The sequence below is a fragment of the Olivibacter sp. SDN3 genome, assembly GCF_014334135.1.
GTDB lineage: Bacteria > Bacteroidota > Bacteroidia > Sphingobacteriales > Sphingobacteriaceae > Olivibacter.
In genome coordinates, this window is sequence record NZ_CP060497.1 from 4,393,726 (window position 1) to 4,406,580 (window position 12,855).

Sequence of the window (12,855 nt, forward strand, 5' to 3'; positions counted from 1 at the left end):
ACCACTCAAGCAAAAAAACCATGTATATACCATTGCCGAGTATGGTCTTCTCCTCCATAATGTCCCGAACGGAATAGCCAGTACCGGCAGCCTTTATCATCTTCCACATAATAATAATCCCTATGCTCGCCCTTATCCATCCACCATTCCCGCTCGATCCGCTCCGGCCCATCAGCCCTCTTTATCGGGTGTACTTTACCTTTATAACGGAACAGCATGGGCGGATAATCCGGTATCAGTGCCGTCACCTCTATCGGTTCGGGATTGGGCAGCAGTCGCGTAGGCCGCGGTCTGCCGCTGTACCACGCTGTGGAGGGCTTTTCCTTGATGGATGTAGTTACTTTGACCGAGCGCTCTGGCCAATAGTGCTCGTCGGGCAGGTAACGATGAATGGAACAGGTACCCTCTCCACCTTTCAACCTGTCCAGCAGTTCGGCTAGTGCCACATCTTCTAGCCCGGGTTCATTGCCCCATAAGGCTTCCTGCCCGGGGTCTATATCCTCCACTTTTGGTGCCTCCAATACAAACAGTTCAATGCCCAATGCAGGCTCTATCTGTGGTATTTTAAGAGCAAATAATTTGAATATATGCCGAACGCTGGCCGTGGAACGACTGGTGCCAATAGCCACCTGCACTGATCTACCATCCACACGATAGCATTTCAAGATCGCTTCGCGCAGTCCCTTGCCTTCTCCGGAAAGTCGTCTACATAGACCTTTCAGTAATCGTTCAAGGGCAATTTCTATTCCCTTGTCTGTACGGATTGGAATTGCAACTTAAAATAGGAGACTTTTTTATGCTGCCATTTTCTCTTTTTCCAATAGCATCTCTTCGATCTGCTTAGGGGTTTTATATCCCAGGGCAGAATGTGTTCTTTTGGTATTATAAAAACCTTCAATATATCCAAAGATCTCCAATTTAGCCGATTGCTGATCGATGAATTTTCTATGGTAGATCATTTCAGCCTTTAGTGTCTTGAAAAAGCTCTCAGCTACTGCATTGTCCCAGCAATTGGCCTTCCTACTCATGCTTTGAAGTATCTTGTTTTTTACAATTACCCTCCTGAATTCATCGCAGGCATATTGGATCCCTCTATCCGAATGGAAGATAAGACCATCTTTGATACCTCGGTTTCTAATAGCCATTTTGATGGCTTGTACAGAAGTGTTTTTAGTCGTCATATCGGTGCTTAAAGACCATCCAATGACTTTTCTGTCCGCCAGATCGATAACCGTTGTTAGATAAAGCCACCCTTTGCCGGTATGGATGTAAGTAATGTCGCTAACCCATTTTTGCGATAGGGAATCCGCTGAAAAATCTCTTTGGAGGAGATTTTCAGCTATCCTATAACTATGGCTCGAATCTGTGGTCACCCTATATTTTTTCTTAACCTTACTTCGTATCCCATGTTTCTTCATCAATCTTGCTACGTAGCTTCTTGATACCATTTCACCTTTTTTGTGCAGCTCTGCGGTTATCCGTGGGCTGCCATAGATATACTTACTGTCACTGTGTACCTGCTGTATTTTATCCACAAGTGCTTTACTGCGTTGTTCCCTGGGGGATTCGGGCCAAACCAGCCAACGGTAAAAACAACTGCTGCTAACGTTCAATACTTCGCACATCTTCTCTACGGAATATACTTCTCGGTTCTCCTTTATGAACCGGTATATGGACCGTCTCCCCTGGAGAAGATGGCTATGGCCTTTTTTAAGATATCGCGTTCTAATTCTGTATCTCTTAATTTCTTGCGTAAAATCCTTAACTCCTGCTCCTCCGGACTGATCTTGGGATTGTCAGGTAAAACCTTATTCCCATTATAACGTGGATTTCTACGCCATTTACTCAGTAAACTGGGGTCTATGTCTAATTCCTTAGCTACATCGGCTACAGATCCCTTAACAACGCTCAAATCGACCGCCATTATCTTAAACGAATCATCAAATTTTCTATGCATTTCTACAAATTTAAAATTACTGTCTAAATCTGTCTCGCTTTAAAGGTAGCAACTCCAGATTGGTTCAAGACAGGGCAATCTTTCCTCGTAGGGAGGTATGGGTTTCAGTGGCTCGATAAACTCTTCTTCCACACCAAGTGCCTGGTTTATCCTTAGTAAAAGACCTTTACCGAAACGCCGACGCAGTACAGCGTGAGGCATTCCCACAAAGCTGCCGATGGTCTTGAGGCCAAGTTTATGTAGTCGCTGTACCGTTTCCTGTTCCAGTCGCAATGCTGCTGGAGGCATGGGCAACAGGGTCTCAAGCTGGGAACCGCTCTCGACAATGGGCACCACCTTACCAAAACGAGTTGTTGCCCAAGAAGCTCCAATGGTGTCGGCTATGGCCATCCTCGTATCATATCCCTTACCCCTTAGTCGGCTTACAATGTCTCTCAGGTATTCCCTTTCTCCACCCCAAAGATGAGCACATCCACTGATATCCAGCGTCAGTCCATCGGGATAGTCCATAGCGACAACAGGAGTATAACGTATGCACCAAAGGCCGATTGTTTTCAATAATTTTTCGGCCATACCGGGCCTGTCATCGAAGACCTCAAGGCTGGGTAATATAGCTTTGGCATCCGCTACCACCATCCCGGCGCCCACTCCCTGTCCTTCCGCTATCGGGTTAGCGGCCGTGATGAGCAAGCGGCCATGAACAGGTGCTGTAAACACGAACGGTACCCTGCGTAGCTCGGGACGTCGAATTGCAAACCAATCCGTTGTTAGATGCCTGAACCATATTGAAGCAAACCGTTTTTTCATTATTCATTATCCTGATTTTCGGCCCTGTTCTATTGAATGGATAGCCTCTTGAGACTGGGTGACAGGCACGAAACGCTCTTCTGACCATTCCAGCTTCCATGTTCCCGGATTACCATTACGCACTTTGAGCAGTTCGACTTCCCACCTTGGAAAGCCGACTCCTGGCAAACCTTCTTCTAACTCACTCGATAGGGAGCTTATCCGCCAGCGAGCAACGCAAGCCGTTGCACCTATCCTTCGAGGGTTACTGCGGAGCACAAAGCCCGTTACCCCGCTTTTTTCTACAGCCAGTTGCAGACGTCGTGATTGCACGAAATCCAATTCTTGAAGCTCGGCAATAACAGCAGCAATTCCTTCGCATTTGAGCGCTTCTTCCGTCGCCCACAAAACATCCTTTTCCCGTTCCGTGTATACAAAAATGATACGATCCGGCTCTACACCGAAGGTTTTGATAGACGGTGGGAACAGTGCTTTGACGCTGCTTATCCAAATGCAGACCCCCCCATTTTTCATCAGTTTGGCCAACAGACCACTTATGAAACCGCTCGAAACAGCACTTTCCTCCCTGCATGTACTGATAAACTCATGGATACTACCGGTTGGGAAAACGCCATTAGGAAAGGCTGCTTCCAGGGGGCCTAGGCCAATGCTGTCCATATGGCTTTCTTTTCGCCTAAATCCCTGCCAAAACAGTAGATCCTTTTTCAATTGGCTTAATACCTCATGTTTGTCTTTTAACATCACAGCCCTGTTGTTGAGTTCGAACAACAAAAATAATACTAATTTATTTAGTAAACAAATATGGTATACTATTTTATTTAGCACACATTAAACTTAACGTCCGCACGCTACAATAGCAATCGGAAAGAGTGGATAGATTCTGTTAGGAAGAATGGGGTTTCGAAAATATTCATCTTACACCATATACCAGCTAGGAATTAATGATTTCATAATTGTTTTTTCTTGATTATCCCGAAAAAACACGTAACATTTGTACAAAAGCAATTAACCATGTCTAAACTACACAGAAGAGATTTCATTAAAATGTCGGCGACAGCAGGCCTAGCTGCATCCATATGGGAGCCACTCTTAAAAAAGGCGTTGGCTGTAGAGGCATATAATGCCACCCGTTCAATAAATGATGTACAGCACATTGTCATTCTCATGCAGGAAAACCGTTCTTTCGATCATTATTTCGGAGCGATGAAAGGTGTTCGAGGATTTGGAGACCGCTTTCCCATACCACTTGAAAGTGGTGAACGGGTTTTCCATCAGTCAGACGGCGAAAAGGTCATCCCACCTTTCCGTGCCGACGGAAAAACATCCAATGCGGCATTCATTAGTGGCACTCCACATAATTTTCCCGATACGCAGGCCGCTTGGAACCAAGGTAAGTACGGCTTTTGGCCTTTATTCAAGACACCATACTCAATGGCTTATTATACAAGGGAGGAGCTCCCTTTTCAATATGCCATGGCAGAATATTTTACGATTTGTGATGCTTATCACTGTTCGGTAGCCACAGGAACGGATCCCAATCGAATCGTGTTTTGGTCGGGATCGGTAAACAATCCCGAAAAGCGAGCTGCCGGTATCAATTGTACCGATGCAGATTCGGAACCGGTAAATCTCCGATGTTGGATAAAAGGGGAAATGCCCGAACCTGGCTATTCCTATCAAGGCAGTGCATTCAATTGGCCTACCATTCCGGACGTACTGCAGGAGGCTGGTGGAATTGCAACTTAAAATAGGAGACTTTTTTATGCTGCCATTTTCTCTTTTTCCAATAGCATCTCTTCGATCTGCTTAGGGGTTTTATATCCCAGGGCAGAATGTGTTCTTTTGGTATTATAAAAACCTTCAATATATCCAAAGATCTCCAATTTAGCCGATTGCTGATCGATGAATTTTCTATGGTAGATCATTTCAGCCTTTAGTGTCTTGAAAAAGCTCTCAGCTACTGCATTGTCCCAGCAATTGGCCTTCCTACTCATGCTTTGAAGTATCTTGTTTTTTACAATTACCCTCCTGAATTCATCGCAGGCATATTGGATCCCTCTATCCGAATGGAAGATAAGACCATCTTTGATACCTCGGTTTCTAATAGCCATTTTGATGGCTTGTACAGAAGTGTTTTTAGTCGTCATATCGGTGCTTAAAGACCATCCAATGACTTTTCTGTCCGCCAGATCGATAACCGTTGTTAGATAAAGCCACCCTTTGCCGGTATGGATGTAAGTAATGTCGCTAACCCATTTTTGCGATAGGGAATCCGCTGAAAAATCTCTTTGGAGGAGATTTTCAGCTATCCTATAACTATGGCTCGAATCTGTGGTCACCCTATATTTTTTCTTAACCTTACTTCGTATCCCATGTTTCTTCATCAATCTTGCTACGTAGCTTCTTGATACCATTTCACCTTTTTTGTGCAGCTCTGCGGTTATCCGTGGGCTGCCATAGATATACTTACTGTCACTGTGTACCTGCTGTATTTTATCCACAAGTGCTTTACTGCGTTGTTCCCTGGGGGATTCGGGCCAAACCAGCCAACGGTAAAAACAACTGCTGCTAACGTTCAATACTTCGCACATCTTCTCTACGGAATATACTTCTCGGTTCTCCTTTATGAACCGGTATATGGACCGTCTCCCCTGGAGAAGATGGCTATGGCCTTTTTTAAGATATCGCGTTCTAATTCTGTATCTCTTAATTTCTTGCGTAAAATCCTTAACTCCTGCTCCTCCGGACTGATCTTGGGATTGTCAGGTAAAACCTTATTCCCATTATAACGTGGATTTCTACGCCATTTACTCAGTAAACTGGGGTCTATGTCTAATTCCTTAGCTACATCGGCTACAGATCCCTTAACAACGCTCAAATCGACCGCCATTATCTTAAACGAATCATCAAATTTTCTATGCATTTCTACAAATTTAAAATTACTGTCTAAATCTGTCTCGCTTTAAAGGTAGCAACTCCACTGGTATCAGCTGGCGTATTTATCAGGATCCAAATGACAATTGGACCGGAGCCATGCACGGCTGCTTGGCATTTGAAAGCTTTCGGAATGCCAAACCAGGTTCCCCGATTTATGAAAATGGCATGCGACACTGGTCTCTTGAAGACTTGGCCAACGATGTAAAGAACAATACGTTACCCCAGGTGAGTTGGATTCTGCCATCACAGAGCAATTCAGAACATCCGGGAGCACCTTCAAGTCCATATCGGGCATCTAATTTCACACACGAAGTATTGTCTGCTATTACATCAAATCCGGAAGTATGGAGCAAGACAGCGTTCTTTCTGACATTTGATGAAAATGACGGTCTTTTCGATCATTTGCCTGCTCCAGCCGTACCTTCTTACAACCTCAACAATACGCTGGCAGGCAAGTCGACCCTGGATATTGCTGGTATGTATTTTGACAATGACAAGGACAACCTTGAGGATACTGTAACCGATCGGGTCTACATTGATAAAAGAGATACTATCTCCGGTAAATTACGCCCTTGGGGCATGGGACCGCGTGTGCCCATGTATATCCTTTCCCCTTGGAGCAAGGGCGGATGGGTGGATTCAGCTGTGGCAGACCATACATCGGTTGGCCAATTTATAGAAAAACGGTTCGGTGTAATCATCCCTGCTATTTCGCCTTGGCACCGAGCTGTCAGCAGTGATCTTACCTCGGCGTTTGATTTTATCACACCCAACGATCCAAAGCCACCAGCTATGCCTGATACGTCTGGATTTGAGCAAATAGATAAGGCGTCAAAAGAATTACCTAAAGCTACAGCCCCTGCACAGCCATCCAAATTATATCAGGAAAAAGGAACACGTTTGTCAAGGGCGCTCCCCTACCGTTTGCACTGTACGTTGAAATACCTTAAAGGCGATAACCAGGTTCAACTTATTTTCGAGAATAAAGGTAATAAAGGTGCCGTATACCATGTTTACAATATGAAACAACTGGATATGATACCGCGACGGTATACGGTGGAGGCTGCGAAATCGCTGAAAGATGAATGGGACCTAATTGAAACGGACGGTACTTATGATCTTGAAGTCTATGGTCCTAATGGCTACTTCCACAAATTCACCGGCAATATCTGGAACGTTGAACCTGAAATCCAATTACAATATGATCATAGTAATGGAAGTATTACTTTTCTACTAGGGAATAATTCATCGGAGCCCCTAAATCTGGAAATTAAAGCTAACGCATACGAATACCCGAAACTGGACGCTATATCCTTGACTCCAGGAAAAAAACTAAGCATACCTATAGGTCTGGAGAAGAGCAGTAATTGGTATGATTTTACAGTCAAGTCCGAAGGCGGTTTTTTGCATAGATTTGCAGGAAGGGTAGAAACAGGTCGACCGGGAATTAGCGATCCCGCAATGGCAGCCGAAATACAAGAATCGACAGTTAGTTAGACAATTCTTACCTCTAACATTATCATTATGGTGTTTGCAATGCCTTTACAGTTCTGTTCACAGGAAGAGAATATATCTCTATAAACAGTTAAAATAAATTATATAAATATTTACATTACAAATAATTATATATTGTTTAATCAATTGATACAGCACGCGGAGGAAACAGGTATTAAAAAGACACGCCACAGGAAGTGGCGTGTCTTTACTTATTTAGCCTTGTTTTTGATCGCAGTTACTTCGTTGCGAAGATCCTGGGCAAGTGTTTTCGCTTTCTGCAAACCGGTACGTACTCTTGTACCCGCCGCACTGTTTCCTTTTTCATAGAATTTCACTGCATCATCTTCAATTGAAGCGATAAGTGCTTTTAGTTCATTGAATTTTTTCATAATTTATCCATTTAAAATTGTACCGTTGCAAAATAAGCATTTCGAACATATTATCAAGAGATCTTAGATACGAGATGATATATATTTATTTTTGGTTATGCTATAATCGCCGTCCAATATCATAAAATACAAAAAAATTTATACGGTATTTCTAACTAGATAACTACTGGCTCCATTTCCCATTTTTCCCTGAAGATCTGTTCCAATTGTTCCAGCTCTTGTTGGTAGATGGTCTTTTTCCGTGTGCCAAAGTAAAGGGTATTTTCCAATGCCTTATTACCCTCCCACACGAATTTTATCTTTCCCGAATCAAGTGCCTCCCGGCAAAGAAAATCGGGAACGATCGAGAAACCAATTCCGTCACTCAGGCAACGTATAATGGAGCTTATATTGGGAACAATGTAGTTGGGCTTGAAATCGGGGTGCTCGCCGAAGTTCTTCAACCAAAAATGAGTCAAATGTTCCATGTCGGCGGCAGTGCTATACCAAAGTTGTTGTTTCAGGAATTGCCCGGCCTGCTGAATTTCGTTATGTTGCAACAGTTTGATCAATTCCGTAACGTCCGTCTCCCCTCCTCCGATAAGCACGATCCTCTCCTTGGAAAAAGGGCGGTAGATCAGGTTCTTCTGGTCTCCTTTCTGCGGCGTGATGATCAGGTCCAAAAGGCCGTTGTCTAGGTCCTGTTGCATCTGTGGGTATTCGCCGAATTTAATGATGAGGTTGAATGGTAACTTGGCAATATGTTCTTCCAATGTGTACTGAAAAGTTTCAAAGCACATTCCTACGCTGATCGTGGGCCGTTCCGATTGCGAACGCCGGTGAAAGTGCTGTTCGGCGTTTTCGAGCTTCTTGAGCGGCTCAAGGATGAAGTTGTATAAGATCTTTCCTTTTTCTGTCGGTACCATGCGTCTGGCCGACCGGTCAAAGAGCTTGTAACCCGTGTACGCTTCCAATGAATTGAGATGTAGGCTCACCCCGGGTTGGGATATGTAAAGCGCCTGCGCGGCAGCAGATAAAGTGCCGGTTTCGTAAATCGCCCTGAACGTACGAAACCATTCCAAGTTACTTTGCATTTCTATAATTTTTATGATACAAATATATAATTTAAATTATTTTTATTATAAATAACTTTGGAAGATCTTTGCTTCATAACAAAATGGGAATTTTTATGGAAAAGATATTTGTCATCAATGGAGGGCAGCAATTCGCCCATTCAGGCGGAAAATTCAATAAAACATTAACTGAATTGGACAGGGAGTTTTTTACACCTGAAAACGGCTTTCAGTTACAAATAACCGATATCAACGATGAATACGATCTCATGGAGGAAGTGGAGAAATATGTATGGGCAGACGTGGTTATCTATCATTTCCCGATATGGTGGTTTTCGGTACCTTTCAAACTGAAGAAATACATTGACGAAGTGTTTACAGCGGGCCATCGCAAGGGACTGTATTACAGCGACGGACGAAAAATCGATACTCCCCATCTCAATTATGGCAAGGGTGGCTCACTACATGGGCGAAAGTATATGGTCATCTCCACATGGAATGCACCGGAAACGGCGTTCACATTGCCGGGAGAATTTTTTGGGCAGACCAGCGTGGATGACGGTGTGCTTTTTGGTTTCCATCACATGAACGCTTTCCTTTCACTGGAACGGCTACCCGGCATACATTTCCACGACCTCGAAAAGAATGTCACACAGGAGCAGGTGGACGACTATAAGCAAAGATACATGGAACATCTAAGGCAAACGTTCGTTTTCGAAAGATCACTTACGGATGGAGCACATTTATCAGCGAATTGACAGACAAACAGATTTTTTTTCATATTCGGAAACAAGGACTATTTATTCAAATAAAAATGAACATACATCATATATTCATCACCGGAATCACAGGTTATATAGGCGGTACGGTTGCGGTTAAACTAAAGAAAAAAGGATACCGGGTCAGCGGCCTTGTGCGTAAAGAAGATGATCTGCGGCGACTGCGGGAATTGGGCATAACAGGTGTTCTGGGGAATATACATAACGAGGACTTGCTCAAAGATGCTATTCAAGATGTTGATGCTATTATCCATACGGCAGAATCAGCAGACGACGCGTATTCGGCAGATAGTCTTATCCGGTTACTGGAAGACACGCATAAAACCTTGATCGTGACTTCGGGATCGGCCATTTTGGGTGGAAAGGAAAACGGAGACGCCAACCCCTTCGTGTATACAGAAGATATTCCCCTACAGCCTCGATTGGAAATGGTTTCCCGTGTTTTGCTCAATCAATTCGTGCAACAGGCCGCACACAGAGGAGTCAGGAGTATCGTCATTGTCCCAACGATGGTCTATGGTGAGGGACTCGGTCTGAAAAAAGATAGCATACAGCTGCCTGCCCTCATCGATTTTTCCAAAGAAATGGGCTTCGGTATATATTTCGGTAAAGGGCTGAACCGTTGGTCTAACGTGCATATTGAAGACCTGGCCGATCTCTACGTGCTTGCCCTGGAAAAGGCTAAGCCGGGATCGTTGTACTATACCGAAAATGGTTCTTCGACGCTCAGGGAACTAGCCGAAAGCATCAGCGAAAGGCTTAATCTCAGCCCAGCCCGTTCGGTCAGTGTACAGGTGGCCCTTGACCGTTTCGGGCCCGCGGGAGGATATTTCGGTTTTGCTTCCAATAGCCTTTGCAATGCAGATAAAGCACGGAAGGAATTGGGTTGGAATCCATATCATTCTTCGATTATCCCATTCATCAACTAAAAAAATATAACTATGATCTATATCACCGCAATAGTCAAGAGCAAACCCAAATTTGTCGACGAAGTAAAATCCATACTAGACAACATGGTCATACAGTCCAGAAAGGAAGAAGCCTGTATCCGCTACGACCTGCACCAAGGGATGGACAACGAAAGCCTGTTCGTCTTCTATGAAATATGGCAAAATCAGGCAGGGTTAGATCGACATAATGAACAACCTTATATAAAAGCGTTCGGAGCATCGGTCCCGGAGAAATTAGAGGAGGTCCCGACGATTTATTTAACCCGAAAACTGTAAGTCACCTCACGATGTTCTATTTTTCAGCTTAGATTTATCTGGAAACAATAATCATAGCCACATCCCGACCCGTTGGCGGTAGTGGGTGTATTCGGCACCGAAATCACGCATCAAACGGGGCTCTTCAAAATACCTTATGAAGATATTGAACAGGATAAAAATAATCAGTGTATAAGCCCATAACACGCCCGACCCGAAGAAAAAACCCTCACCGATCAACATCAGCATGATACCGACATACATCGGGTTTCGGGAGTATCTGTAAAGCCCCTGCACCACCAGCTTTTTCGTAGGGTCTGCAGGTGATAAAGTGCCTCGGCCGTAAATGGCGAAGCTTCCGATACAGACCAGCATGATGATGAATCCAAATACGAATACCGCCAATGCGGCAAAATGCCGTAAGTTAAAAGGTTCCCCAAGGGCTTGCGTAATCCTGTTTCCAAGGATCAGGTAAGGCAACAATGCCGCTACAACACCCGGCTGTAAAATCGTGAAGAGCAGGTTTCTGAAAAACAATGATATCATAATCGTTTGCGGTTAAAGGTCAATGGTTCTCTTGCCATTACAAATATATGGCGAAAGGCGGTTAAAGTAAAACAGGTCAATACCGACTCATGACACAATGCCAGTGGGACATATGTGCTCTTCGAGCTTGTTCTCGACCATTTCCACGGATTCGTTGAGTGCAGTCGAAAAGGGTTCAGCTCATAAAATTAGGTCATGTGAGTCAACGGGAAAAATTTTTATAAAAAATTGTGTAGTTAAATAACTACATTTATATTTATAGCCAAATGACTTCGTAATGAATTTAAGACGAGATGTTTTCCAAGCCATTGCCGACCCTACAAGAAGAGCAATACTTCTGTTGGTTGCTTCGCAATCCATGACCGCAGGCACTATTGCTTCAAACTTTGGCACCGCCAGACCAACGGTTTCCAAACACCTGCAGATTTTGACCGAGTGTGAACTGTTAAAACCCGAACAAAACGGAAGGGAAATTTATTACCACCTCAACCCTCAAAAAATGAAAGAAATAGCTGAATTCATTGAACCGTTCCGCAAAATGTGGGATGACAGATTCAACAAACTGGAAGCTATAATGAAAAATTATAAAAATGACTAAATATGGAACAAAAAACAAAAATCAATGTCGAAGAAGGTAAACAGGAACTTACAATTACAGAAGAATCATTTTGGACAAAAATTAGACCTACTTATGAACACACAAGCAGAACGCTTTTTCGAGAAAGCCAAAAAATGGAAAGAAGAATTTCATTTGTTGCGGGAAATCATCCGCGAAAATAAATCGCTCAAAGAAGATTATAAATGGATGCATCCCTGTTATACCTTCCAAGGTAAAAACATTGTACTTATTCACGGATTTAAGGAATATTGTGCATTGCTGTTTCACAAAGGCGCTTTGATAAAAGACACAAAAGACGTTTTAATACAGCAAACAGAAAATGTGCAGTCAGCAAGGCAAATCAGATTTACCGATGTCGAACAAATCATAAAGCTGAAACCTGTTATCAGGGATTACATCAACGAAGCGGTTGAAATTGAAAAATCCGGGAAAAAGGTGGAAATGAAAAAAGTTGCCGACTATCCCATCCCTGAGGAATTTCAGCGAGCTTTAGACGAAGACAAAGCGTTGACTAAAGCGTTCCATTCATTAACATCGGGACGACAAAAAGGATATTTATTCTATTTCAACCAGGCCAAACAGTCCAAAACACGAGAAGCGAGAATTGAAAAATACTATCAGCACATTTTAGACGGGAAAGGAATTGATGATTAAATAAACATCCAAAGAAAGCCAGTTAATATGGGATTGAAGCCACTTACAAAAAAACAGAAAAGCCCGGCTTTTTGGGATTGCCGGACCTTTCAAATCAACCTAAACCTCAACAAAGATAACAAAGCATCAGCAGCCAGCCAAGGCGGTCCGGTCACATCTCCGTCAACAAAAGTGAAAATTACTTTTGCAATGCCAGATAGTTAGAATGGTAACGAGTTTGGCAGCAATTAGGTTATCCTTGAAAACATTAATCCAGCTATGGCACAATACTAATTACAATAAGAGCAGCTTTTTATGTTTACCGCCGCAAAGTACTGATTAACTGTTATTAATTCAGGAACCCCCTGATCAGCTTCAAAACCTCATCGAATTCAAAAATTCCCAATCAAGCATCCATAATTCCGGACTGACCC

At 43.4% G+C, this 12,855-nt stretch carries 17 protein-coding genes; 7 read left to right on the top strand and 10 right to left on the bottom strand.

Translation table 11 applies throughout. The annotated features are described in order from the left end of the window. Nucleotides 1–5 precede the first annotated feature (5 nt). From H8S90_RS18335 to H8S90_RS18355, 5 genes are all read right to left on the bottom strand, one after another. The gene (locus H8S90_RS18335; protein WP_187339298.1) at nucleotides 6–650 is read right to left on the bottom strand and encodes a hypothetical protein; all 645 of its coding nucleotides are present in this window, start codon (nucleotides 648–650) and stop codon (nucleotides 6–8) included. 144 nt (nucleotides 651–794) lie between these two features. Beyond that, nucleotides 795–1,745 carry an IS3 family transposase gene (locus H8S90_RS18340; protein ID WP_187342851.1) on the bottom strand — a complete coding sequence of 317 codons (951 nt, stop codon included), beginning with the start codon at nucleotides 1,743–1,745 and terminating at the stop codon, nucleotides 795–797. Continuing rightward, nucleotides 1,658–1,957: a transposase gene (locus tag H8S90_RS18345; RefSeq protein WP_187339052.1), complete on the bottom strand. Its 300-nt coding sequence runs from the start codon at nucleotides 1,955–1,957 to the stop codon at nucleotides 1,658–1,660. The genes H8S90_RS18340 and H8S90_RS18345 overlap by 88 nt, the downstream gene beginning before the upstream one ends. 39 nt (nucleotides 1,958–1,996) lie before the next feature. Then, nucleotides 1,997–2,764: a DNA polymerase Y family protein gene (locus H8S90_RS18350; protein WP_187339299.1), complete on the bottom strand. Its 768-nt coding sequence runs from the start codon at nucleotides 2,762–2,764 to the stop codon at nucleotides 1,997–1,999. 6 nt (nucleotides 2,765–2,770) lie between these two features. Next, nucleotides 2,771–3,505, bottom strand: coding sequence for an ImuA family protein (locus H8S90_RS18355; protein WP_187339300.1), 735 nt, complete (start codon nucleotides 3,503–3,505; stop codon nucleotides 2,771–2,773). A 270-nt stretch (nucleotides 3,506–3,775) separates the two neighbouring features. On the opposite strand from H8S90_RS18355, the gene H8S90_RS18360 reads away from it, so the two are divergent. Beyond that, nucleotides 3,776–4,510, top strand: a complete 735-nt coding sequence (locus H8S90_RS18360; RefSeq protein ID WP_187339301.1) for an alkaline phosphatase family protein — start codon at nucleotides 3,776–3,778, stop codon at nucleotides 4,508–4,510. Nucleotides 4,511–4,524: 14 nt separating this feature from the next. On the opposite strand, the gene H8S90_RS18365 is transcribed toward H8S90_RS18360, so the two are convergent. Next, entirely contained in the window at nucleotides 4,525–5,475 is a 951-nt protein-coding gene (locus tag H8S90_RS18365; protein ID WP_187342851.1) for an IS3 family transposase, read from the bottom strand. Continuing rightward, entirely contained in the window at nucleotides 5,388–5,687 is a 300-nt protein-coding gene (locus H8S90_RS18370; protein ID WP_187339052.1) for a transposase, read from the bottom strand. The genes H8S90_RS18365 and H8S90_RS18370 overlap by 88 nt, the downstream gene beginning before the upstream one ends. A 62-nt stretch (nucleotides 5,688–5,749) precedes the next feature. Here H8S90_RS18370 and H8S90_RS18375 point away from each other — a divergent pair, with 62 nt between their 5' ends. Continuing rightward, on the top strand, nucleotides 5,750–7,198 hold the full coding sequence (locus H8S90_RS18375) for an alkaline phosphatase family protein (protein ID WP_255501958.1): 1,449 nt from the start codon (nucleotides 5,750–5,752) through the stop codon (nucleotides 7,196–7,198). Between the two features lie 209 nt (nucleotides 7,199–7,407). On the opposite strand, the gene H8S90_RS18380 is transcribed toward H8S90_RS18375, so the two are convergent. Then, the gene (locus H8S90_RS18380) at nucleotides 7,408–7,587 is read right to left on the bottom strand and encodes a histone H1 (protein WP_187339302.1); all 180 of its coding nucleotides are present in this window, start codon (nucleotides 7,585–7,587) and stop codon (nucleotides 7,408–7,410) included. Between the two features lie 155 nt (nucleotides 7,588–7,742). Beyond that, nucleotides 7,743–8,660, bottom strand: a complete 918-nt coding sequence (locus H8S90_RS18385) for a LysR family transcriptional regulator (RefSeq protein WP_187339303.1) — start codon at nucleotides 8,658–8,660, stop codon at nucleotides 7,743–7,745. Nucleotides 8,661–8,755: 95 nt separating this feature from the next. On the opposite strand from H8S90_RS18385, the gene H8S90_RS18390 reads away from it, so the two are divergent. From H8S90_RS18390 to H8S90_RS18400, 3 genes are read left to right on the top strand one after another with little or no spacing between them, the layout of a single operon-like run. Further along, nucleotides 8,756–9,397, top strand: a complete 642-nt coding sequence (locus H8S90_RS18390; RefSeq protein ID WP_187339304.1) for an NAD(P)H-dependent oxidoreductase — start codon at nucleotides 8,756–8,758, stop codon at nucleotides 9,395–9,397. 56 nt (nucleotides 9,398–9,453) lie between these two features. Continuing rightward, nucleotides 9,454–10,347: an NAD-dependent epimerase/dehydratase family protein gene (locus tag H8S90_RS18395; protein ID WP_222852128.1), complete on the top strand. Its 894-nt coding sequence runs from the start codon at nucleotides 9,454–9,456 to the stop codon at nucleotides 10,345–10,347. Between the two features lie 12 nt (nucleotides 10,348–10,359). Then, the gene (locus H8S90_RS18400) at nucleotides 10,360–10,644 is read left to right on the top strand and encodes a putative quinol monooxygenase (RefSeq protein ID WP_187339305.1); all 285 of its coding nucleotides are present in this window, start codon (nucleotides 10,360–10,362) and stop codon (nucleotides 10,642–10,644) included. Between the two features lie 51 nt (nucleotides 10,645–10,695). On the opposite strand, the gene H8S90_RS18405 is transcribed toward H8S90_RS18400, so the two are convergent. Next, nucleotides 10,696–11,169 carry an isoprenylcysteine carboxylmethyltransferase family protein gene (locus H8S90_RS18405; protein WP_187339306.1) on the bottom strand — a complete coding sequence of 158 codons (474 nt, stop codon included), beginning with the start codon at nucleotides 11,167–11,169 and terminating at the stop codon, nucleotides 10,696–10,698. A gap of 277 nt (nucleotides 11,170–11,446) precedes the next feature. Between H8S90_RS18405 and H8S90_RS18410 the strand changes: the two genes are divergently transcribed. Both H8S90_RS18410 and H8S90_RS18415 read left to right on the top strand, forming a co-directional pair. After that, nucleotides 11,447–11,767 carry a helix-turn-helix transcriptional regulator gene (locus tag H8S90_RS18410; RefSeq protein ID WP_187339307.1) on the top strand — a complete coding sequence of 107 codons (321 nt, stop codon included), beginning with the start codon at nucleotides 11,447–11,449 and terminating at the stop codon, nucleotides 11,765–11,767. Nucleotides 11,768–11,791: 24 nt separating this feature from the next. Beyond that, nucleotides 11,792–12,442 carry a YdeI family protein gene (locus H8S90_RS18415; protein WP_255501653.1) on the top strand — a complete coding sequence of 217 codons (651 nt, stop codon included), beginning with the start codon at nucleotides 11,792–11,794 and terminating at the stop codon, nucleotides 12,440–12,442. Nucleotides 12,443–12,855 lie beyond the last annotated feature (413 nt).